The organism is Nocardia rhizosphaerihabitans, assembly GCF_014646295.1.
In the GTDB taxonomy this organism is placed as follows: Bacteria; Actinomycetota; Actinomycetes; order Mycobacteriales; family Mycobacteriaceae; genus Nocardia; species Nocardia rhizosphaerihabitans.
The window spans coordinates 1,329,166-1,350,282 of sequence record NZ_BMNE01000001.1 but is presented as its reverse complement, the minus strand read 5'-3'; the positions used below and the strand labels follow the sequence as shown (position 1 = coordinate 1,350,282).

At 69.1% G+C, this 21,117-nt stretch carries 16 protein-coding genes and 1 pseudogene; 10 read left to right on the top strand and 7 right to left on the bottom strand.

What is annotated here, in order from left to right:
- Positions 1–1,893: 1,893 nt before the first annotated feature.
- From IEY60_RS06100 to IEY60_RS06090, 3 genes are read right to left on the bottom strand one after another with little or no spacing between them, the layout of a single operon-like run.
- A complete protein-coding gene (locus tag IEY60_RS06100) occupies positions 1,894–2,400 on the bottom strand; it encodes an NADPH-dependent FMN reductase (protein WP_189024590.1) in 507 nt (168 codons plus the stop codon).
- A 5-nt stretch (positions 2,401–2,405) separates the two neighbouring features.
- Complete coding sequence (locus IEY60_RS06095; RefSeq protein WP_189024588.1) at positions 2,406–2,771, bottom strand: hypothetical protein; 366 nt, start codon at positions 2,769–2,771, stop codon at positions 2,406–2,408.
- Positions 2,772–2,789: 18 nt separating this feature from the next.
- Positions 2,790–5,111, bottom strand: a complete 2,322-nt coding sequence (locus IEY60_RS06090) for an FdhF/YdeP family oxidoreductase (protein WP_189024586.1) — start codon at positions 5,109–5,111, stop codon at positions 2,790–2,792.
- A gap of 337 nt (positions 5,112–5,448) precedes the next feature.
- Between IEY60_RS06090 and IEY60_RS36350 the strand changes: the two genes are divergently transcribed.
- From IEY60_RS36350 to gatB, 8 genes and pseudogenes are all read left to right on the top strand, one after another.
- Positions 5,449–6,684, top strand: a complete 1,236-nt coding sequence (locus IEY60_RS36350) for an FUSC family protein (protein WP_189025023.1) — start codon at positions 5,449–5,451, stop codon at positions 6,682–6,684.
- 12 nt (positions 6,685–6,696) lie between these two features.
- Positions 6,697–6,920: pseudogene (locus tag IEY60_RS06080) on the top strand (LysR family transcriptional regulator); the annotation flags it as partial.
- Positions 6,921–7,053: 133 nt separating this feature from the next.
- On the top strand, positions 7,054–7,689 hold the full coding sequence (locus tag IEY60_RS06075) for a DUF1345 domain-containing protein (RefSeq protein ID WP_189024584.1): 636 nt from the start codon (positions 7,054–7,056) through the stop codon (positions 7,687–7,689).
- Between the two features lie 13 nt (positions 7,690–7,702).
- Positions 7,703–8,512 carry a formate dehydrogenase accessory sulfurtransferase FdhD gene (gene fdhD, locus IEY60_RS06070; protein ID WP_189024582.1) on the top strand — a complete coding sequence of 270 codons (810 nt, stop codon included), beginning with the start codon at positions 7,703–7,705 and terminating at the stop codon, positions 8,510–8,512.
- 110 nt (positions 8,513–8,622) lie between these two features.
- The gene (locus IEY60_RS06065; protein ID WP_229739571.1) at positions 8,623–9,507 is read left to right on the top strand and encodes a serine hydrolase; all 885 of its coding nucleotides are present in this window, start codon (positions 8,623–8,625) and stop codon (positions 9,505–9,507) included.
- 28 nt (positions 9,508–9,535) lie between these two features.
- A complete protein-coding gene (locus IEY60_RS06060; protein WP_189024578.1) occupies positions 9,536–10,570 on the top strand; it encodes an ATP-dependent 6-phosphofructokinase in 1,035 nt (344 codons plus the stop codon).
- Between the two features lie 47 nt (positions 10,571–10,617).
- Positions 10,618–11,991 carry an alpha/beta hydrolase family protein gene (locus IEY60_RS06055; protein ID WP_189024575.1) on the top strand — a complete coding sequence of 458 codons (1,374 nt, stop codon included), beginning with the start codon at positions 10,618–10,620 and terminating at the stop codon, positions 11,989–11,991.
- A 21-nt stretch (positions 11,992–12,012) separates the two neighbouring features.
- Positions 12,013–13,518 carry an Asp-tRNA(Asn)/Glu-tRNA(Gln) amidotransferase subunit GatB gene (gatB, locus tag IEY60_RS06050; RefSeq protein WP_189024573.1) on the top strand — a complete coding sequence of 502 codons (1,506 nt, stop codon included), beginning with the start codon at positions 12,013–12,015 and terminating at the stop codon, positions 13,516–13,518.
- A 48-nt stretch (positions 13,519–13,566) separates the two neighbouring features.
- On the opposite strand, the gene IEY60_RS06045 is transcribed toward gatB, so the two are convergent.
- Positions 13,567–14,691 (bottom strand): PQQ-dependent sugar dehydrogenase, encoded by a 1,125-nt coding sequence (locus IEY60_RS06045; RefSeq protein ID WP_189024571.1) that lies wholly within the window; start codon positions 14,689–14,691, stop codon positions 13,567–13,569.
- A gap of 91 nt (positions 14,692–14,782) precedes the next feature.
- Here IEY60_RS06045 and IEY60_RS06040 point away from each other — a divergent pair, with 91 nt between their 5' ends.
- Complete coding sequence (locus IEY60_RS06040) at positions 14,783–15,637, top strand: DoxX family protein (RefSeq protein ID WP_189024569.1); 855 nt, start codon at positions 14,783–14,785, stop codon at positions 15,635–15,637.
- Here the strand turns inward: IEY60_RS06040 and IEY60_RS06035 are convergent.
- Positions 15,630–16,127: a MarR family winged helix-turn-helix transcriptional regulator gene (locus tag IEY60_RS06035; RefSeq protein WP_189024567.1), complete on the bottom strand. Its 498-nt coding sequence runs from the start codon at positions 16,125–16,127 to the stop codon at positions 15,630–15,632. The two genes, IEY60_RS06040 and IEY60_RS06035, sit on opposite strands and share 8 nt — an antisense overlap.
- Before the next feature lie 85 nt (positions 16,128–16,212).
- On the opposite strand from IEY60_RS06035, the gene IEY60_RS06030 reads away from it, so the two are divergent.
- On the top strand, positions 16,213–17,838 hold the full coding sequence (locus IEY60_RS06030) for an MFS transporter (RefSeq protein WP_189024565.1): 1,626 nt from the start codon (positions 16,213–16,215) through the stop codon (positions 17,836–17,838).
- A 136-nt stretch (positions 17,839–17,974) separates the two neighbouring features.
- Here IEY60_RS06030 and ilvD read toward each other — a convergent pair whose 3' ends face one another.
- Together ilvD and IEY60_RS06020 are read right to left on the bottom strand one after the other, a co-directional pair.
- On the bottom strand, positions 17,975–19,816 hold the full coding sequence (ilvD, locus tag IEY60_RS06025; protein WP_189024563.1) for a dihydroxy-acid dehydratase: 1,842 nt from the start codon (positions 19,814–19,816) through the stop codon (positions 17,975–17,977).
- A 297-nt stretch (positions 19,817–20,113) separates the two neighbouring features.
- Entirely contained in the window at positions 20,114–20,869 is a 756-nt protein-coding gene (locus IEY60_RS06020) for a PH domain-containing protein (protein WP_229739570.1), read from the bottom strand.
- Positions 20,870–21,117 lie beyond the last annotated feature (248 nt).

Below are 21,117 nucleotides of genomic sequence, written 5' to 3'. Positions count from 1 at the left end.
TGATCCAGCCGACCGGCCCCACCGAGATCCGCCCCGCCGACACCTATTTCACCCCCCTTCCACCCGCGGACGGTGCCCCCGCCGCACCCGAGCCCCCACCGGCCTACACCCCGGACCAGGGCCTCCCGAAGATGCGCCCGTTCCCCGACGCACACCTCTACGACGGCCCCGAGCCCGGCGAAACCTCCGCCCCGGTCCCGACCCCGGCCCCACCGTTCCCCGCCCCCACCGGCTTCGTGCCGCCCGCCGACCCAGGCAGACAAGCCCCACCGCGCCTCGACGCACCGTCGGGCCCGGTCCCGCATCGCGCCGACCCCACCCGGCAGTACGGCGGCCCGATCCCGAACCCGGATCCCCGATTCGACTCTCCTGCCGAACGATTCGACGACGACAGCGCCAACCCCGGTGCCCGATTCGCGGCGCCGTCAGGGCAGCCGGACGATGGCGACCCGGCTGCACGCTTTGCGGCGCCGACCCAGCAGTTCGGCGGCCGAACCCCCGATCAGGACGCCCCATTCGGTTCCACGGCAGACCGATTCGGTGACGGCCCAGCCGACCTCTTCACTCCGCCGACCGAGCAGTACGGCGGCCGTCCGGCGCCGTCCGGCGACCCGCAGCGATTCGACGGTGCGAACCCCGATCCCCGGTTCGGCTCTCCGGCAGGGCAGTTCGATGATGAGTCGGCGAACCCGGCCGCGCGGTTCGCTCCCGCGCAGAAGTTCGACGGCGACGCCGCCGGACCGGACGGCCGATTCGGTGACGGTCCCGCCGACCTGTTCACCCCGCCGACCGAGCAGTACAGCGGACGCCCGGCGCCTGCCGACGACCCGCAGCGATTCGCGGCGACGCGGCACTTCGCTGCACCGGAGGGTGACTTCGCGCCGCCCACCGAGCAGTACGACCCGGCGGCCGTCGATGCGCAGCGGTCGGCCGCGACGCAGCACTTCGGTGGTGGGGGCGACTTCGCGCCTGCGACCGAGCAATACGACCCGATCGGGCTCGAAGCGCAGCGGTCGGCGCCGACCCAGCAGTACCAGGGCACGCCGCCCGGGGCCGACCGATTCGCGGCGTCGACGGAGCACTACGACGACCTGGACCCGCAGCGGGCGCAGGCGACTCGGCAATACCGGGGTGGCGCGGCGCCGTTCCCCGCGCATCAGGCGCCGCCGGACGACCCGGCGCGGTCGGCCGCGACCAGGCAGTACACCGGCCCGGCGCAGGACGCCTACGCGCAGCAGTACGACGATCCGAACAACGCCTACGGTGACCACGCCTACCGTGATCCCGCCTACGCCGCCGACCCGTACGATCCCGGCTACGCCCCGGATCCGTCCTGGCAGCAACAGGATTCGCGACGCGAGCGCTCGATGCTGCTGCCGGTCCTCGTCGGCGTCCTCGCCGTCGTGGTGGTGGCCATCGGTGGCGCGATCGGCTGGCGCCTGATGTCGGTCGCGGATTCGGCGGAGACCACGAGCGCCGCGCCGAGCTCGGTCGCCCCTGTCGGTGGTGCCGGTGGCGCATTGGCCACCACGGCCCCCCGCGCGACCACTGCCGCGCCGACCACTTCGGCGGGCCCGGTCACTCTGCCCGCCGGTGCGCAGCCATGCGAATCAAGCTCCGCCAGTGGCGCTTTCGGCAAGGCGGCGGTGGGCAGCACGGTGACCAGCTGCGGCTTCGCGGAAGCGGTCAGAGCCGCCTACGCGAGCGGTGGCTCGGGCACCGGCCCCCGGTCGGTGGTGGCGGCGAGCCCGGTCACCGGCCGCACCTACACGATGAACTGCGTGCCGGAGGGCAAGCTCGTCACCTGCACCGGTGGCGAGAACGCCGTGGTGTACGTCTACTGACACGAACCGGCCGCGGCCTCGAAACGAGACCGCGGCCGGGAGTTCGGGCTCAGCCCGCGGACGCCACCGCGACCACGGTGTCACCCAGCCGGGTGATCGTGGCCGGGTCGCTCCACGGGCCGGTGATCGAGACGCCGTCGGCCACCACATCGGCGCCCGCCTTGCGCAACCGATCCGCCATGTCCTGGTTGACGACCTCACCGGGCCCGGCCGTGATCACCGCGACCGGCTTGCCCTCGACCGTCGGCGCAGGCCCCGACCCGGAATGCGCCAGCCAGGCGATCACGCTCTCGGCCAGCGGCGACACCTCCATGCCCTCGTCGGAGAACAGCAGCACACCGTCGGCTTCCAGCGTCGAGCGGCGCAACTGGTTGGCGATCAACGGCCGCCCGACCTCGGTGTCGAGGTCGGCGCTGTAGGCGGGCAGGGTGTCGAGTTCGGCCAGCGTCACCACGTCGACATTGTTGCCGACCGCGACCCGCTGCGCCTCGGCCGCCAGCTGCGCCGCCGTGGAATCCTCGTCGGATTCGGCGACCAGTGCGAGGAGATACGACATCGGCCCTACCTCGCCCGCCGGACGATCTTCTGGGCGGCGGCCTCGATCGCCGCATCGTCGGCGGCACCGAGATCGATCACGCCGACCCCGGCGACCCGATCGGCCAGCGCGTGGTTCTTCTCCTTCAACCGCAGCAGGAAGTCCTCGGCGACATCGGATTTCCCGGTGCCGTGCCCGAGGACGACGAACGTCTGCGTGCCGATCTCCTCGAGCAGCGCGACAGCGAGATCGTCGAAGTACCGCAGATACACCTGATGATCGTCGTGCCCGGTGTGCCGCTCGACCGTGCGCAGATGCCGCGCGGCCGGATCATGGTTGCGCACATCGTGTTCGGTGTCACTGACCCCGGTCTTTCGCGTATGCGCGTGCACGATGCTCTCCTCGGCGGTTCAACTCGACGGTGTGACAGTGACTTTCACGCTCTTCATCAGCGGCTGATCGCTCTCGGTACTGAAATCGCCGATCGCGCACAGCACATTCATCTCCGGCATGTACCCGGCGGCGCAGCCCGGCGGAATGTCGTAGGGGACGACCTTGTACCGATGCAGCGAGCGGGTCGACCCGTCTCTGGCGGTGCTGGTGATGTCGACCTCGTCGAACTCCTTCAGCCCGCGCTCGCGCATATCGTGTTCGTTCATGAAGATCAGCGTGCGCAGGTTCTTCACGCCCCGATAGCGGTCGCTGTCGGAGTAGATGCTGGTGTTCCACTGGTCGTGCGAGCGCTGGGTCGCCAGCGTGAGCACGCCGGGCGGATTGATGGTGTCCGGCAGTGTCACCGTCGAGAACTCCGCCTTGCCCGACGGCGTCAGGAAGATCAGCTCGCGGGCGGGCTGGCGGATGCGGAAACCCAGCGGCAGCCGGACCCGGCGGTTGTAGTCCTCGAAGCCGGGCAGCACCTTCGACATGGTGTCGCGGATGCGGTCGTAGTCCTCGATGTAGTACTCCCACGGCGTCTTCGTCTCGGGCAGTGCGGCTTTCGCGATGCCGGCCAGGATCGCGGGCTCCGACAGCAGATGCGGTGACGCGGGCTTCTTCATGCCACGTGACATGTGCACCACGGCCATGCCGTTCTCCATCGACGTGATCTGCGGACCGCGGCGCTGGATATCGCGTTCGGTGCGGCCGATGCACGGCAGGATCAGCGCGCGCTTGCCGTGGATGACGTGGCTGCGGTTCAGCTTGGTACTGACATTGACCGTGAAGCCGCACTTCTGGAACGCGGCGAACGTGTAGGCGCTGTCGGGGGCGGCGGCGACGAAATTGCCGCCCATGCTGAGGAAGAACTCGAGCTTGCCCGCCTGCATCGCCTGGATCGTGCCGACCACGTCGTAGCCGTTCTCACGCGGCACATCGATCTTGCACACCTGCGCCAGCCGGTCGAGGAACTCCGTGGTCGGGTTGTTGGCGATGCCGCAGGTGCGATTGCCCTGCACATTGCTGTGCCCGCGCACCGGCGACGGGCCTGCGCCCTCGCGGCCCAGATTGCCGCGCAGGAGAAGCACATTGACGATCTCGCGGATCGTGTCGACGCCGTGCTCGTGCTGGGTGATGCCCAGGCACCAGCTGATGACGGTGCGGTCGGAGTCGCAGTAGATGCCCGCCGCTTTGCGGATCTCGTTCTCGCTCAAGCCCGATTGCCTTTGGATCTCCGCCCAGGTGGTGTCCTTGACCTCGCGCACGTAGTCGTCGAAGCCGGTGGTGTAGCGCTCGATGAACTCGTGATCGAGCGCCTTCGGGTCCGTCTCCGCTTCTTCCAGAACATGTTTGGCGATGCCGCGCATCAGCGCGAAGTCACCGCCGATGCGCACCTGCATGTTCATGGTGCTGGTCTTGGTGGCGTGGAAGGTGGCCATCGCGGCGAAGTCGTGCGGGATGATCGTATTGCGCGCGCCCGCCTCGACCAGCGGGTTGACGTGCACGATCTGGGCGCCGCGCTTGTGCGCCTCGGCCAGCGCGGTGAGCATGCGCGGCGCGTTGGACGCGGCGTTGATGCCCATCACGAACAGCGCGTCGGCCTTGTCCCAGTCCTCGATGTCGCAGGTGCCCTTGCCCGTACCGAGCGAGGCCTGCAGGGCGCGACCGCTCGCCTCGTGACACATGTTGGAACAGTCGGGCAGGTTGTTGGTGCCCAGTTCGCGCACCATCAGCTGGTAGAGGAACGTGGCCTCGTTGCCGAGCCTGCCGGAGGTGTAGAAGGCGGCCAGGTTGGGGTCGGGCAGTTCGCGCAGCGCCTTGCCCACCATCTCGAACGCGTCGGGCCAGCTGATCGGCACGTAGTGGTCGGTCTCGGCGTCGTAGACCATCGGGTGGGTGAGCCTGCCCTGGTCCTCCAGGTCGTAGTCGCTCCAGGTGGCCAGCTCGCTGACGGTGTGCTCGGCGAAGAACTCCGGGGTGCAGCGCTTGTGGGTCATCTCCCAGGTGACGTGCTTGATGCCGTTCTCGCAGACGTCGAGCAGCAGGCCGTCGGTCGCGTCGGGCCAGGCGCAGCCGGGACAGTCGAAGCCGTGCGAGGCGTGGTTCATCTCGAGGATGGCCTTGGTCCCGATGAGCGGCTCGTGCTCCTTCAAGACCATGAACTTGCCGACGGCCATCGCGGCGCCCCAGCCCGCGGCGGGGTGGTGGTAGGGCTTGACCTTCGGTACGGCGTCACGATCCGCGGCGCCGCTCGGGCCGCTGTCCGGGTCGTACGAGGTGAACGGACCGTCAGCCATGACATGTTCCCTTCGACGAGAGTACGAAGCCTGTCGGTGCCCGCTTGGGATTCTCTACCGCCGAGGTCACGGAGTGGCGTAGGCCTGGTTCCGGCCCACCGACCGCGTGTCGCGGGCGACCGGTCGAGTCTGCGCCCGCGCGCGCCCCGCCGCGTCCAAGACCGACTTGCGAGCACCCGATAGGCCGCGCTTATCACCCTAGATGAGGGTGCCGAAAATCACCTCCCACCTGCGTCGACGTGGTTTGACGCGCACATCGGCGGTCGTGGACGATGGTTCATCGGCCCAGGGGACATCGCCCCGTGACCGACCCTTCGGAGGAACCACGTTGCGCACCATGTCGACCCTGGCGCGCCCGCCGATGCGACGGTTCGTCACCGACATCGATCACCTGCCCGCCGCCAGGGTGTTCGTCGGCCTGGCGATCCCCGGCCTGATGCTGATCGCCGCGGGCCGCACCGACCTGCTCATCTACGCTGTGTTCGGCTCCTTCACCGGCATGTACGGCTTCGCCGAGTCGCCACGGCAGCGGCTGATCCATCAGAGCGAGGCCGCGGTGATGCTGGTCGGCGCCGTCGGCGCGGGCATCCTGCTCGCCCGCCTGCACGCCTCGCCCGCCGTGCTGGTCTCGGCGGTGGCCGCCTTCGCCGCGGTGGCCTCGCCGATCACCGACCGGCTCGGGTTGCGGCCGGAGGGCCCGTTCTTCGGGATCTTCGCGTTCGGGGCGATCGCGATGGTGGCGGGCACCCAGCCCGATCCGCTCCTGGCGCTGGTGATCTGTACGTGCACCGCCGTGCTGTGCGTCGCGGTCGGCTGGTTCGAGTCCACCGGCCGGGAGCGCCGGGCAGGCGCCTGCGCCCCGCGCACGACGATCCCGCCGCACCGGACCGGCCGGGTCTCGTTCGTCCAGGCGGGCCGCTACGCGCTGGCGATCTCGATCTCCGGCGGCATCGGGCTGCTGCTCGGCGTCGGCCACGCCAACTGGGCGATGGCGGGCGCCGCGGTGCCGCTGGCCGCGGCGACCTCCCGCGACCGGATCACCCGTGGCCTGCACCGGGTCGTCGGCACCTTCGTCGGTCTCGCGGTCACCGCGCCGCTGCTGATCCCCGGCCCGAGCCCGGCGATGCTGGCGCTGGCGATCATCGCGCTGCTGTATCCGACCGAGCTGTTCATGGCCCGCCACTACGCGGTCGCGCTCGGGTTCTTCACCCCGCTCATCATGGCCATGACGGAACTGGCCGAGCCGACCGATCCGCTGGCCCTGCTCACCGACCGCGGCGTGGACACGGTGATCGGTGTCGCGGTGGGAATAGCTGTCGCGCTACTGATCCGCGAACCGGCGGCGAACTCCGGCCCGACCTGCGAGACGCCGGTATGCGAATCGTTGCATACTGTCGGCATGGCTGATGACAACCAGTGGTACTACTGCATCAAGCACCATAAGGCCGAACAGGGCAAGACCTGCTGGTACGGCGACCGGATGGGCCCGTACCCCGACCAGGCCACCGCCGAGCGGGCACTCGAGATCGCGCGGGCACGCAACAAAGCCGCCGACGACGCCGAGGACGACTGACCGCGGGGGCGCATGCTGTTCCGTCAGCTCGAGTACTTCGTCGCCCTCGCCCGCGAACGGCACTTCGCCCGCGCGGCCGCGGCCTGCTACGTCTCCCAGCCCGCCCTGTCCGAGGCGATCCGCGAACTCGAACACGAGCTGGGTGTTCCGCTGGTCCGGCGCGGGCGCACGTTCGAGGGACTCACCCTGGAGGGGGAGCGACTCGTGCTGTGGCCAGGCGGATTCTCGCCGACCGCGCTGGTCACGGCGGTCGCCGAACCCGCTTCGGTGCTCACCACCGCGCTCGACCGCACCGCGCGGGAGCTCGACTTCGCCACCCTCGATCGAATTCAGCTATGACCCGGCAACTGTCGAGTACTGTGCATCGGCATGGGCGCACGGTTGCTGCTGTCTGCGGTCACTCGTCTGCTCGGCTCATCGGTCATCGGCCTGGCTGTCGGGCTGATCGTCGGGTCCCTGCGCGAGCCCCCGCTGGGTGTGCTGACCGGGATAGTCACGGCGGCAACCGTTTTCGTGATCGTCGGGTGGACAGTGCTGTGGCCGATGAGCCCTGGTCGCACGCGGCAGGTTGCCCGCAGGGAGGACTTCCAGCCGTTCATCGAGGAATTGTCGGTCGTCGCCGCCACGCTGAGCGGGCTGGTCGGCATCGTGGTGGTCCTCGTGCTGCGGCACTCCGAGTCCGGCGAGATCGCGGCGGCGATCGCGCTGGGCGGGGTGTTCATGACCTGGGCTGCGGTGCATCTGATGTACGCGGCCCGCTACGCCTACCTCTACTACCGGTCGCCCGCCGGTGGGATCGACTTCAACATGCAGCGGGACCCGGACTACCGCGACTACTTCTACTTCAGCTACAACCTCGGCATGACCTACCAGGTCTCCGACACCAACGTCAGCGACGAGACGATCCGAGCGGTCGCACTGCGCCACTGCCTGCTGTCGTACGCTTTCGGCACGGTCATTCTCGCGACGACGATCAACCTTGTCGCCGGCTTCGCGACCGGTTAGGCGAGGACACGTGATGAGCAGAGTCACCGCACGGCGCAAGACGACCCGGCTGTCCCCGGCCGGGCGGATCCAGCGACCCGACACCCTCGCGGTGGAGGAACCGCTGGAGATCCGCGTCGACGGGCAGTCGCTCACCGTCACCATGCGCACCCCGGGCAACGACATCGACCTGGTGCACGGATTCCTCTTCGGCGAGGACATCATCGGCTCGGCCGACGACGTCGTGAGCGCGCGCTACTGCGCGGGCACCGACAGCGAAGGACGCAATACCTACAACGTCCTCGACATCCGCCTGCGCGCGCCGGTCCCGCTGCATACCCGCAACTTCCTCACCACCGGCTCCTGCGGGCTCTGCGGCAAGTCCGCGCTCGACGAGGTGCGCACGCACACCCGCTACCCGATCCCGCACGACACCGCGCTCGTCGCCACCGACACCCTGGGCGGGCTGCCGAAACAGCTGCGCGCCGGGCAGAAGCTCTTCGAGGCCACCGGCGGCCTGCACGCGGCCGGCCTGTTCACCGCCGACGGCACCCTGGTCGCACTGCGCGAGGACATCGGCAGGCACAACGCCGTCGACAAGGTGATCGGCTGGGCGGTGCGCGAGAACCGGATCCCGGCGCACGAGCTGATCCTCGTCGTCAGCAGCCGCGCGTCCTTCGAGCTCGCCCAGAAGGCGGTGATGGCAGGCATCCCGATCCTGGCCGCGGTGTCGGCGCCGAGTTCGCTCGCCGTCGATCTGGCCGCCGAGTCGGATCTGACGCTGGTGGGTTTCCTGCGCGGGGAAACGATGAATATCTACACCGGTGAACACCGTCTGACCTGAGTGTTTCGCGGTCGAAGTGTGCGTTCGGCCATACTGCCCAGTACGGTGTCGGAACTGCTACCCCGGCACCGAAGCCCGGGGGGAGTTTAGAAACGAAGATGCTTCACATGATGACGAAAGACCGAGGTCCTGTCCCAACGGTGCTCGCCGCGCTGCTCGGGGCCGTCGTCCTGTTCGTGGCCGGCTGCGGCGGCGAGCCGAAGTCCTCGACCGCGCAGACCACGACCACGACCGCCGCAGCGGTGGATCCCGGTGCGGGTGCGGGCAACTTCTCGATCGCGGTACCCGGCAGCCTGGCCGGCGACTTCGCCGCGCTCCAGCAGGGCTTCCGCGGCAGCCTCGGCCTGGCGATCATGCCGGTCGACGGCGAGAAGATGGTCACCTTCGGCACCTGGACCACGGGCCCGGCCTGGTCGACCATCAAGGTGCCGCTGGCGATCGCAGCGCTACGCAACAACGCGTCGTACAGCACGACCGCGACCGCCGCCATCACCGCCTCCGACAACGGGGCCGCCGACACGCTGTGGCAGTCGCTCGGCTCAGGCGCCGCGGCGGCCGAGTCCGTGCAGAACGTGTTGCGCGAAGGCGGCGACACCAATACCACCGTGCCCGCGGTGCGCACTCGTTCCGACGCCTCGATCTACGGCCAGGCCGAATGGTCGCTGGCCGATCAGGTGCGTTTCGCCGCGCACCTGCCGTGCCTGCCGCAGAGTCAGCGCGTGGTCGGTCTCATGCAGCAGATCGTGGCGAGCCACCGCTGGGGCCTCGGCGCGTTCGGCAGTGCCGAATTCAAGGGTGGATGGGGACCTGATCCCTCGGGGAAGTACCTGGTCCGCCAGTTCGGTCTCATCGATTCGCCCTCGGGCCGGATCGCGATCGCCTTCGCCGCGCAACCGGATTCGGGCGCCTTCGCCGACGGCATGACCATGCTGGACAAGATGGCGACCCTGATCTCGGGTCACCTCGGCGAACTGGCCGGAGGCAACTGCCCCTGATCACCGCCGGTGCGGCAAGATGAACGCCATGCGCATCGGAGTCTTGACCGGAGGCGGAGACTGTCCAGGCCTGAACGCGGTGATCCGGGCTGTAGTCCGCACCGCGAACGGCCGCTACGGCGACTCGATCGTCGGGTTCGAGGACGGCTGGCGCGGCCTGCTAGAAGACCGCAAGATCCGCATCCTCAACGACGACCGCACCGACCGGCTGCTCACCAAGGGCGGCACCATGCTCGGCACGGCGCGCACCAACCCCGACGTGCTGCTCGCCGGGCTCGGCCGGATCAAGCAGACCCTCGACGACAACGGCATCGAAGCATTGATCCCGATCGGCGGCGAGGGCACGCTGACCGCGGCGAGCTGGCTCTCCGACGAGGGCGTTCCGGTGGTCGGCGTGCCCAAGACCATCGACAACGACATCGACTGCACCGACGTCACATTCGGCCACGACACCGCCCTGTCGATCGCCACCGAGGCCATCGACCGCCTGCACACCACCGCCGAATCCCATCAGCGGGTGATGCTGGTCGAGGTGATGGGCCGGCACGCGGGCTGGATCGCGCTGAACTCCGGCATCGCCGCGGGCGCGCATCTGACCCTGGTGCCCGAGGAGCCGTTCGACGTGGCGCAGGTGTGCGCGCTGATCAAGAGCCGCTTCCAGCGCGGCGACAAGCACTTCATCTGCGTGGTCGCCGAGGGCGCGCATCCCGCACCCGATTCCGGCTTCGCGCTGCGGGAGGGCGGGATCGACGAGTTCGGCCACGAGCGGTTCACCGGCGTCGCCCAGCAGTTGGGTTCGGAGATCGAACGCCGCATCGGCAAGGAAGTCCGCACCACCGTGCTCGGTCACGTGCAGCGCGGCGGCAGTCCGACGCCCTACGACCGTATCCTCGCGACCCGGTTCGGTGTGCACGCGGCGGAGGCGGTGCACGCGGGGCACTTCGGGCAGATGGTGGCCCTGCACGGCACGAACATCGGGCTCGTGCCGCTGTCGGAAGCCACCAAGCAGCTCAAGCGGGTTCCCGCCGAGCGGCTCAGCGAGGCGAAGGCCTTCTTCGGCTGAGCCGCTGCGGTCCTCGACTTTTCGGTGCGCGTCGGTACCGTTGCCGTATGCGCACCGGTCGAGTGATCGTTTCGGTTCTGTTCGTCGTCGCCGCGCTGGTGACGGGGTGTTCCTCGGACGAGGAAGCGGGGCCCGCGGTCCAGGGGCCGTGGCACGGTGACATCGAGGTGCCGGGTCAGCCGATCTCGATCGGGGTGACCTTCGCCGAGAACGGCTCGGCCACCATCGACATCCCGGTGCAGGGCGTGCGCGCCGCGACGTTGAAAGATGTGCGCACCGAACCCGATCGGGTCGAGTTCACGATTCCCGACGTGCCGGGCGATCCCGGGTTCCGCGGCAAACTCGACGGCGAGCAGATCGCCGGTGACTGGGTGCAGTCCGGCCAGACGACGCCGCTGGTGCTGCACCGCGGCCAGGTCGAGGGCCTCGCCCGCCCGCAGGACCCGAAACCGCCGTACCCGTATCGCAGCGAGGACGTCACCTACCGCAACGGCGACATCACCATCGCGGGCACCCTCACCGAACCCGAAGGCACAGGTCCATTTCCGGCCATTCTGCTGATCACCGGCAGCGGCCCGCAGGACCGCGACGAAGACCTGATGGGCCACCGCCCGTTCCTGCTGCTGGCCGACACCTTCACCCGCGCGGGCTACGCCGTGCTGCGCACCGACGACCGCGGCGTCGGCGGCACCAGCGGAAAACTCGACGACGCCACCTACGCCGACCTGGCCGGGGACGCGGCTGCCGGGGTCGCGTTCCTGCGCGATCGCCCCGAGATCGACCCGGCGAAGGTCGGGTTGTTCGGGCACAGCGAGGGCGGTTATCTCGCCCCGCTGGTCGCCGCCCGTCCCGACAGCAATGTCGCGTTCGCGGTGCTCATGGCCGGGCCATCGGTGGTCGGCGCCGATGTGCTGATCGAGCAGAACAAGGTCATCATGGCCGCGGCGGGCGAACCGCAGGACAAGATCGACGAGCAGGTCGACTACGTCACCCAGTGGTCGACACTGCTGCGCTCCGGCGACATCGACGGGGCCAAGGCCTTCGCCCAGCAGCACAACGATTCGCTGCCCGCCGAGGAACGCGCGCCGCAGGAGGCCGTCGATTCCTTCAACACCCCGTACATGGCCTCGTTCATCACCTACGACCCGAAACCGGCGCTGGAAGCGCTGCGGATTCCCGTGCTCGCCTTCTTCGGCGAGAAGGACCAGCAGGTCCTCGTGTCCCAGAACGAAGAGCCGATGCGGGCCAACCTGGCGGGCGACCCCGACGCGACCGTGTACACCTTTCCCGGCCTCAACCACCTGATGCAGCCCACCGAGACCGGCAAACCCAGCGAATACGCCACCATCGAGACCACCATCGACCCGGCCGTGCTGACCTACGTCACCGACTGGCTCACCCAGCACATCCCGCCCCGTTAGGGCTTACATAGACTGCTAGGCATGAGCGCACCCACGGTCGAGTTGATGGATTACGCCGATGTCATCTCCCGGTACGAGCCGGTGCTCGGCATGGAGGTCCACGTCGAGTTGTCCACGGCGACCAAGATGTTCTGCGGTTGCCCCACCGAGTTCGGCGCCGAACCCAATACCCAGGTGTGCCCGGTGTGCCTCGGCCTGCCCGGCTCGCTGCCGGTCGTCAACGAGAAGGCCGTCGAGTCGGCCATCCGGATCGGTCTCGCGCTGAACTGTTCGATCACCCCGTGGGGCCGGTTCGCGCGCAAGAACTACTTCTACCCCGATCAGCCCAAGAACTACCAGATCAGCCAGTACGACGAGCCGATCGCGACCGAGGGCTACCTCGACGTCGTCCTCGACGACGGCTCCACCTTCCGGGTGGAGATCGAGCGCGCGCACATGGAGGAGGACACCGGCAAGTCGCTGCACGTCGGCGGCGCGACCGGACGCATCCACGGCGCCAGCCACTCGCTGCTCGACTTCAACCGGGCGGGCGTGCCGCTGATCGAGATCGTCACCAAGCCGATCACCGGCGCCGGTGAGCGCGCGCCCGAGGTGGCCCGCGCCTACGTCACCGCGCTGCGCGAGGTGCTGCGCTCGCTGAATGTCTCCGACGTGAAGATGGAGCAGGGCTCGCTGCGCTGCGACGCCAACGTCTCGCTGATGCCGGTGGGCGCCAAGGAATTCGGCACCCGCACCGAGACCAAGAACGTGAACTCGCTCAAGAGCGTCGAGGTCGCGGTGCGCTACGAGATGCGCCGTCAGGCGGCCGTGCTCACCGCGGGCGGCGAGATCGTCCAGGAGACCCGTCACTTCAACGAGGCCGACGGGTCGACCTCCGCGGGTCGCCGCAAGGAGACCGCCGAGGACTACCGCTACTTCCCCGAGCCGGACCTCGAGCCGGTCGCCCCGGACGCCGACTGGGTCGACGAGCTGCGCGCCACCATCCCCGAGTACCCGTGGCTGGTCCGCGCGCGTATCCAGGCCGAATGGGGTCTGTCCGACGAGGTCATGCGCGACCTGGTGAACGCGGGCGCCCTCGACCTGATCATCGCCACCGTCGAGGCGGGCGCCCCCGCCAACGAGGCCCGCTCCTGGTGGGTCGCCTACCTGACCGAGAAGGCCAAGGAACGCGAGGTCGCCCTCGCCGACCTGCCGATCACCCCCGCCCAGGTGGCCGAGGTGATCAAGCTGGTCGAGGCCAAGACCGTCAACAACAAGGTCGCCAAGCAGGTCGTCGATTTCGTCCTCGCCGGTGAGGGCGAGCCCGCCGCGATCGTCGAGGCCAAGGGTCTGGGCATGGTCAGCGACGACACCGCCCTGCAGGCCGAGGTCGAGAAGGCCCTCGCCGCCAACCCGGACATCGCCGAGAAGATCCGCTCCGGCAAGGTCCAGGCCGCGGGCAAGATCGTCGGCGACGTCATGAAGGCCACCCGTGGCCAGGCCGACGCGGCCAAGGTCCGCGAATTGGTGCTCGCCGCCTGCGCGTAAGCCTGAAAAAGGACCGCCCCCACCGGAATCCGGTGGGGGCGGTTCGCTTTAATCCGGGCCGCCTGCGCCGCCCTGTGGGGGCGGGATGCGCACGACGCGGTCGTCGAATTCGCCCGGTTCGCCGTCGGTCTTGTTGGTGGTGGTCACCCAGACGCTGCCGTCGGCGCTGGCCGAGGCGCCGAGGAGCCTGCCGTACTTGTCCTGGGCGATCAGGGTGGGCGCGGTGCTGACGGCGAAGGTGTTGGGGTCGGCGCCGACCGCGGCCAGCGCCTTGCCCGCGCCGAGGGCCACGGCGACGCCGTCACCGGTGGCGGTGCAGCCGCCGACGCCGGGACGATCGGGCCAGGTCCAGGAGACGGTCAGCGTGCCGTCGGCGCCCAGGTGCTGGAGCCGGTCCTCGGCGGCGGTGCGGTCGGTGACCCACATGCCGTCCTTGCCGTCGCGGCACAGGTCACCGGCCGAACCGATGCCCGAGGCGACGACCTGCGGAATGTTGGCGCCCGACGACGGTGACTCCAGGCGCAGCACCTTGCCGCCGAGCGAACCGGGATCGGCCGCCGCGCCGGGGTTTCCGGCGTCACCGGTGAGCACCAGCAGCTGGGTCGGCGTGGCCCATTCGATGGCGCCGCGATTCCCGGTGGCGCCCTTGGGGATTCCGGTGAGGATCTCCTTGGGCGCGCCGCCGTTCTTGGACAGCCGGACCACCCGGTTGTCGCTGCCGGTGGTGATGTAGGCGTACATCAGCCCGTCCTCGCCGAACGTGGGGGACAGCACGATGTCGGAGATGCCGCCGTCACCGGATCCGTCGACCGCCACGCTCGCGACCTCCACCGGAGTCTCCTGTGGCGTGCTCGCGTCGACCGGGGTGACCTGGAGAATGCGGCCGGTGCGCCGCTCGGCCACCAGCGCGCCGTCGCCGACCGGGATCAGCCCGGCCGCCGAGTCCAGACAGGTGGCGATGACGTTCGGATCGGGGTCGATGCACGGACCGGTCGGCCGCGGCACCTCCGACGGCGAATCCTGCGGCTTCTTCGGCTCCGCGTTGGACCCGCCCAGCGACGGCTCGGTGGTGAACGGGCTCGACGCCGACTCGTCGAACCGGGCGCACCCGGCGACCAAGACGGTGCCCAGCGCCAACCCGACTGCCACGCGGCCCGCGAATACCGAACTCATGCCAGAGACGTTACCGGCAGTCGAGCGGGGCTGACACGCCTGATCCGGGGAAGACCGGCACACCACGACGGCACGTCATAAGGTGACACCCGTGAGCGAGAAGTCGAATGACACACCGCAGGCCGACGGGTCGTCGCAGACCGGACCGGCCGCGTCGTCGGCGGGTCGCCCGGTGACCAGCCCCTACGATTCGCCGACGACACAGATGCCGAAACCGGATCTGCACAAGGATATTCCGCGCACCGACGAGGACCTCGGTCTCGACCCCGGTGACGAGGTGCCCACCGCGAGCGCGGCGCACATCGACGGCAAAGGCGACGACGGCTACGGCTACGCCGCGACCATCCCGCCCGCGGCCGCGGCCTCGGCGGGCACGGTGCGACTGCAGCGCCGCAACCGGGAACCCCGCCGCGGCACCCTCGACCTCGGCCTGTTCGTGCTGCGCCTGGTCGTCGGCTACACCTTCATCTACCACGGCCTGCAGAAGCTGACCGGCTGGTTCCACGGCCCCGGCCTCGACGGCACCAAAACCATGATGGAGAGCGGCGGCTGGGACTACCCGTCGCTGGCGACGGCCCTGGTGATCGCCGGCGAACTGGGCGGCGGCATCCTGCTCGTCCTCGGCCTGGCCACCCCGCTCGCCGCGGGCGCCGTGCTCGCCACGATCCTGAACGCGTGGATGTGGAAGCAGGGCATGGTCCCCGGCTTCCAGTACAACGCCGCGACCCCCACCGGCGTGGAGATCGACTCCATCCTGGCCGGCGCGTCCCTCGCGATCATCCTTACCGGCCCCGGCCGCTGGTCCTTCGACCGCGCCCGCGGCTGGGCCACCCGCCCAGCCTGGGGTTCCTTCACCGTGGTCCTGCTCGCCGTCGCCGCCGCGATCGCCACCTACTGGTTCCTCCACGGCGGCAACCCCTTGAAGGGCATCGGCCCCTTCAGCTGAGTTCCGACGGCTGCGGCGGTGCGGGTTCGGCCATGTGCGCGGTCATCGTGGTGCGCAGATCGGCCAGGAACTCCTCGAACCGCCGCAGCTCCTCGGGCGAATATCTATCCATCACCGCGTCCACGACCTTCGCGCCGAGCGGGCCGAAGAACTCGTCGGCGAGGGTCTGGATGCGCGCGGTACTGCGCAGCGTGATGACGCGCCGGTCGTCGTGCTCGCGGCTGCGCACGATATGACCCGCCTGCTCGAGCCGGTTCAACAGTGCGGTGGTCGCGCTGTTGGACAACGAGATCCGCTCGCTGAGCCGCGCCGGTGAGAGCGTGCCCCCGCGTTCCTCGGCGGTGAGGATCTCGATCAGCGCCTCGGCGTCGGTGGAGTGCAACCCGAGCCAGTTCGCGAACCGGCGGGTGAACTCGCGATAGTTCGCGCCGTAGGCCCGCAGGCCCTCTTGGAGCCGTTCGTGCTGGGCGCGAGCGTCCGACGGACTCATGGGTTCCTTTCGCATCGTTTGACATCCTATTGCCCGGAATCTACTTTGACTATGGAAATATTCCACCATGGAAATAGGAGATGCGATGAGTCAAGAGTCATCCATCCGCCGATGGCTCGGCCTGATCGCCATCGCCCTCGGCGTAGCCCTGATCGTGGTCGACACCACGATCGTCAACGTGATCATCCCGTCGATCATCGAAGATCTGGAGACGGGTTCGACCGAGGCGCAATGGATTCAGGAGTCCTACGCGATCGTGTTCGCGGCGCTGCTGCTGGTGGTCGGGCGGATCGCCGACATCGTCGGCGCGCGGCGGGTGTTCGTCGCCGGCGTGATCGTCTTCGGCGCGACCAGCATCCTGGCCGGGCTCGCACCCGGCGGCGGACTGCTGATCGTGGCGCGATTCCTGCAGGGCGCGGGCGCCGCGATGATCCTGCCGACCTCGCTGGCCCTGCTCAATGCCACCTTCACCGGCAAAGCGCGTGGTCAGGCGTTCGCGATCTGGGGTTCGACGATCGGCGCCGCCGCCGCGCTCGGCCCGCTGCTCGGTGGCTGGCTGGCCGAGCATGTGTCGTGGCGCTGGGCATTCGGCATCAATGTGCCGCTGGCTGTGCTGATCGTGGTCGGTGTGCTGGCGTGCATCGCGCCATCGCCGAAGGTCGCGGGCAGGCTCGACGTGCTCGGCTCGATCCTGTCGGTGCTCGGTCTCGGGCTGCTGGCCTTCGGCCTGGTCGAAGGGCGTACGTACGGCTGGATCACCACCGTCCATCCGCTGGGCATCGGCGGCTTCACCTGGGACAGCGGGCCGTCGCCGGTGCTGGTGGCGCTCGTGCTGAGCGTGCTCGCGCTGGCCGGTTTCGTGGTGCGGCAGGTGCTGCTGCGCCGCGGCCCCGACGCGGACAAGGCCCTGATGGACCTGCGCCTGTTCTCGCTGGCCTCGTTCCGCAACGGCAATATCGCCACGCTGATCATCGGGCTCGGCGAGTTCGGCATCGTCGCGGTCATGCCGCTGTGGTTGCAGTTCACCCTCGGCTACAGCGCCGTGCAGGCCGGCCTGGCGCTGGTGCCGATCGCCATCGGCAGCTTCATCGCCAGCGGCGCCAGCTTCGGCATGGCGGGCAAGGCGTCACCGCTGAACATGGTCCGGCTCGGGCTCGCGCTCGAGGTCGTCGGCCTGGCGGCACTGGCCTTCTTCGCCGCCACCGACAGTTCCTGGTGGGCGATCTCGCTGATCCTGTGCGTGTACGGCATCGGCGTCGGATTCGCGACGGCCCAGGTGACCAATGTGGTGCTCGCCGACATTCCCGAGAACGACAACGGCCAGGCCTCCGGCATCCAGAGCGCCTTCCGCCAGCTCGGTTCGGCACTCGGCATCGCGGTGCTCACCACGGTCTTCTTCACCACACTGAGCTCGCAGGTCGACAACCACCTCACCGCCGCCGGCATGCCACCGGCTCAGTCGCAGCAGTACGCGTACGCCGTCACCAGCAGTGCGGGCGCGGCGATCGAAGGCTTTGCCGCCCAACCGGAGACGCGGGAGATCGCCGAGGCGGGCCGCACGGCTATGACCGACGGCATCACCCTCGGCGGCTACCTCGCCGCGGGCTTCGTCCTCCTCGGCCTGATCGCCACCGCCCTCATTCCGTCACGTACGGGCGAGCCTGATCCGCCTCTCCGCGACTTGGCCGTGGCTTCGAAGATCGGCCGTTAGTTCTCGGGCATGCGGTGAGTGGGTCCAGATTCTGGGGGTACCCGGCGAGTTACCCATGTAGGTACGAGATCAGTGGTAGCTGATTCGACAATAACGGCGTCCCCCGGACTAGGGGACGCCGTTCTTGTTCTGTCACCTACGGCAACTGGCGGACGGCGCCCTTGTCGGCGGAGGTCGCGAGGGCGGCGTACGCACGCAGCGCGGTCGTCACCGGACGATCGCGGTTCGCCGGCTGCCACGGACGCTCGGAGGTTTCCATCTTCGCGCGGCGCTCGGCGAGAACCTCGTCGGAGACCAGCACTTCCAGCGCCCGGGTGTGCACGTCGATGCGGATGCGGTCACCGTTCTCGATCAGGCCGATGACACCGCCGGACGCGGCCTCGGGGGAGACGTGCCCGATCGACAGACCCGAGGTGCCACCGGAGAAACGGCCGTCGGTGATCAGCGCGCACACCTTGCCCAGGCCCAGGCCCTTGAGGAACGAGGTCGGGTGCAGCATCTCCTGCATACCCGGACCACCCGCGGGACCTTCGTAGCGGACGACGACCACGTCACCGGGCTGGATCTTCTTGCCCAGGATCATCGACACCGCCTCCTCCTGCGACTCGACCACCACGGCCGGGCCTTCGAAGGTGAACAGTTCCTCGTCGATGCCCGCGGTCTTGAGGATCGCGCCGTCGGGGGCGATATTGCCGCGCAGCACGCACAGCCCGCCTTCGACGGTGTAGGCATGCTCGATGTCACGGATGCAACCACCGGCGGCATCGGTGTCGAGCGAGGACCAGCGGTTGCTGGTGGAGAACGGCTCGACGGTACGCACGCCACCGGGCGCGGCGTGGAACAGCTCCAGCGCCTCGTCGGAAGCCTTGCCGGAGCGGATGTCCCAGGTGTCGAGGAATTCCTCGTAGTTCGCGGTGTGCACGGTGGTCACGTCGGTCTCGAGCAGCCCGCCGCGACGCAGCTCACCGAGGATGGCCGGGATGCCACCGGCGCGGTGCACGTCTTCCATGTGGTAATCCGAGTTCGGCGAGACCTTCGACAGGCACGGCACCCGGCGGCTGATCTCGTCGATGGTCTGCAGATCGAAGTCGATCTCGCCTTCCTGCGCGGCGGCGAGGGTGTGCAGCACCGTGTTGGTGGAACCGCCCATGGCGACGTCGAGGGCCATCGCATTGCGGAAGGCCTTGGCATTGGCCACGTTTCGCGGCAGGACCGACGCGTCGTCGTCCTGGTACCAGCGCTTGGCGATATCGACGATGACTGTGCCCGCCCGCTCGAACAGCGCGCGCCGCGCCGAATGCGTGGCCAGCGTGGAACCGTTGCCGGGCAGCGCGAGTCCGAGCGCCTCGGTCAGGCAGTTCATCGAGTTCGCGGTGAACATGCCCGAACACGAACCACAGGTCGGGCACGCCGACCGCTCGACCTCGTCGAGGCCCTCGTCGGACACGGCCTGGCTCGCGCTCGCGGAGATCGCGCTCACCAGGTCGAGCGGCGCGTGCGCGACACCGTCGACGACCACGGCCTTACCGGCCTCCATCGGACCGCCGGAGACGAACACGGCGGGGATGTTGAGGCGCATCGCGGCATTGAGCATGCCGGGAGTGATCTTGTCGCAGTTGGAGATACACACCAGCGCGTCGGCGGTGTGCGCGTTGGCCATGTACTCGACCGAGTCGGCGATGATCTCGCGCGACGGCAGCGAGTAGAGCATGCCGCCGTGACCCATGGCGATGCCGTCGTCGACGGCGATGGTGTGGAACTCACGCGGCACGCCACCGGCGGCGCGCACGGCTTCGGCGACGATGTCGCCCATGTTCTTCAGGTGCACGTGACCGGGAACGAACTGCGTGTAGGAGTTCGCGATCGCGATGATCGGCTTGCCGAAGTCGGAGTCGGTCATACCGGTCGCGCGCCAGAGCGAGCGGGCGCCCGCGGCATTGCGGCCGATGGTGGTGGTGCGTGAACGAAGCGGTGGCATGGGTGTCCTCGTAAATGTCGCTGGGTGCGTCCAAGCCTGCGCGCAGGGGGCTGACCTGCGGGGCGCGGTGCGAGTGCGCGGTGCGTCCGGCAACCGTGCACGTTACTCCGGCGGGCGGTGGTCGCGTCGCGCCGGGAGTCCGTGCAGGGGTGATGGAACCGGGGCTCGAGGCGGGAGTGTCGCTCCGGAGGGTGTCGCCGCGGTGGTGCCGTCGGCGCGGGGTGCCCGGTCGCCGTCAGCTTACCGGTGCAACCGCGCTCGGCGCCGTGCCGATTCCCGCGGTGACCGAGTCGGCGGTCACTGCTCGGTGTCGGGCTCCTCGGCCTTCGCCCTCTCGGCCTCCTCGGCCTTCGTCTTCTCTGCCTCGACGGCTCGCTCGGCGGCGACGCGTTCGGCCTCGGCCTGCTCGGCGGCGGCGAACACGTCGGGCAGGCGCCCACCGGAGGCGTCGATCAGTTCACGCAGCCGGTCGTAGCTCACCGCGGGCAGCTTGACTTCGGAGTCGTCGGCCAGGCGGGCTTTGACGGAGCCGCGCTGGGGGATGCTGATGCCCTTGACCTGTGCCCAGTCGAGGTGCTTCTTGCCGAACATCGAGCTCAGCTCGAGCCCGGCGTCCGACACCGTGGTGTGCGTCCGGGCGACCCAGAACACCGCGATGACCGGCAGCAGCAGCAGCCACCACAGTGCGGCGGGCCAGCCGACGAACGGGAAGAACACGCAGAACGCCAGCACCAGCACACCGATGTAGGCCAGGCGCGGCACCCCGATCACGTGCACGCCCGGTGTCGGGGTGTTCGCCTTGCGCGGCACCAGCAGCCAGACGACGACCGCGGTCGGCACGAGCAGGCCGATCCGCAGGCCGAGCGACCAGTCCTGCACGGTGCCGACGACGACGAAGATCAGGTACCCGAGCACCACCGCGGCGATCGCCGCGAGTCGGCCCGGACTCGCCGAGCGCAGACCGCCGGGCCGCGAGGAGCGACCCGTATCGGTTCCCCCGTCGGCGGTGTGGGACGATTTAGCCGGTGGCACGGACTGATGCGGTGATGACACCCCCCTATCCTCGCATCCTGGTACACGGACCCACGCAACCACTCGAGTCCCACATAATGGGATGCAGAGAGTAGCCTGTTTGACTCTTCGGTTCACGCGCGCCTAACGTCGTGCTCGTGATCCACAGTGTCCATTCAAAAGCTGAGTTGCTCGTACTCGGCCGGCGCGTCCAGCGTTGAGCCTGACTACCTGAGTCGAATACGTCAGCTCGCGTTGCGACGCGCCACCCTCGAACAGCTATGCGCTGG

Coding starts and splice junctions, on each gene's coding strand:
- fdhD (WP_189024582.1), top strand. CDS start 7,703: ATGAGCAGAGTCACCGCACGGCGCAAGACGACCCGGCTGTCCCCGGCC.
- IEY60_RS06045 (WP_189024571.1), bottom strand. CDS start 14,691: ATGAGTTCGGTATTCGCGGGCCGCGTGGCAGTCGGGTTGGCGCTGGGC.
- IEY60_RS06060 (WP_189024578.1), top strand. CDS start 9,536: ATGCGCATCGGAGTCTTGACCGGAGGCGGAGACTGTCCAGGCCTGAAC.
- IEY60_RS06030 (WP_189024565.1), top strand. CDS start 16,213: ATGAGTCAAGAGTCATCCATCCGCCGATGGCTCGGCCTGATCGCCATC.
- IEY60_RS06055 (WP_189024575.1), top strand. CDS start 10,618: ATGCGCACCGGTCGAGTGATCGTTTCGGTTCTGTTCGTCGTCGCCGCG.
- IEY60_RS06065 (WP_229739571.1), top strand. CDS start 8,623: ATGACGAAAGACCGAGGTCCTGTCCCAACGGTGCTCGCCGCGCTGCTC.
- IEY60_RS36350 (WP_189025023.1), top strand. CDS start 5,449: ATGTCGACCCTGGCGCGCCCGCCGATGCGACGGTTCGTCACCGACATC.
- ilvD (WP_189024563.1), bottom strand. CDS start 19,816: ATGCCACCGCTTCGTTCACGCACCACCACCATCGGCCGCAATGCCGCG.
- IEY60_RS06075 (WP_189024584.1), top strand. CDS start 7,054: ATGGGCGCACGGTTGCTGCTGTCTGCGGTCACTCGTCTGCTCGGCTCA.
- IEY60_RS06090 (WP_189024586.1), bottom strand. CDS start 5,111: ATGGCTGACGGTCCGTTCACCTCGTACGACCCGGACAGCGGCCCGAGC.
- IEY60_RS06100 (WP_189024590.1), bottom strand. CDS start 2,400: ATGTCGTATCTCCTCGCACTGGTCGCCGAATCCGACGAGGATTCCACG.
- gatB (WP_189024573.1), top strand. CDS start 12,013: ATGAGCGCACCCACGGTCGAGTTGATGGATTACGCCGATGTCATCTCC.
- IEY60_RS06035 (WP_189024567.1), bottom strand. CDS start 16,127: ATGAGTCCGTCGGACGCTCGCGCCCAGCACGAACGGCTCCAAGAGGGC.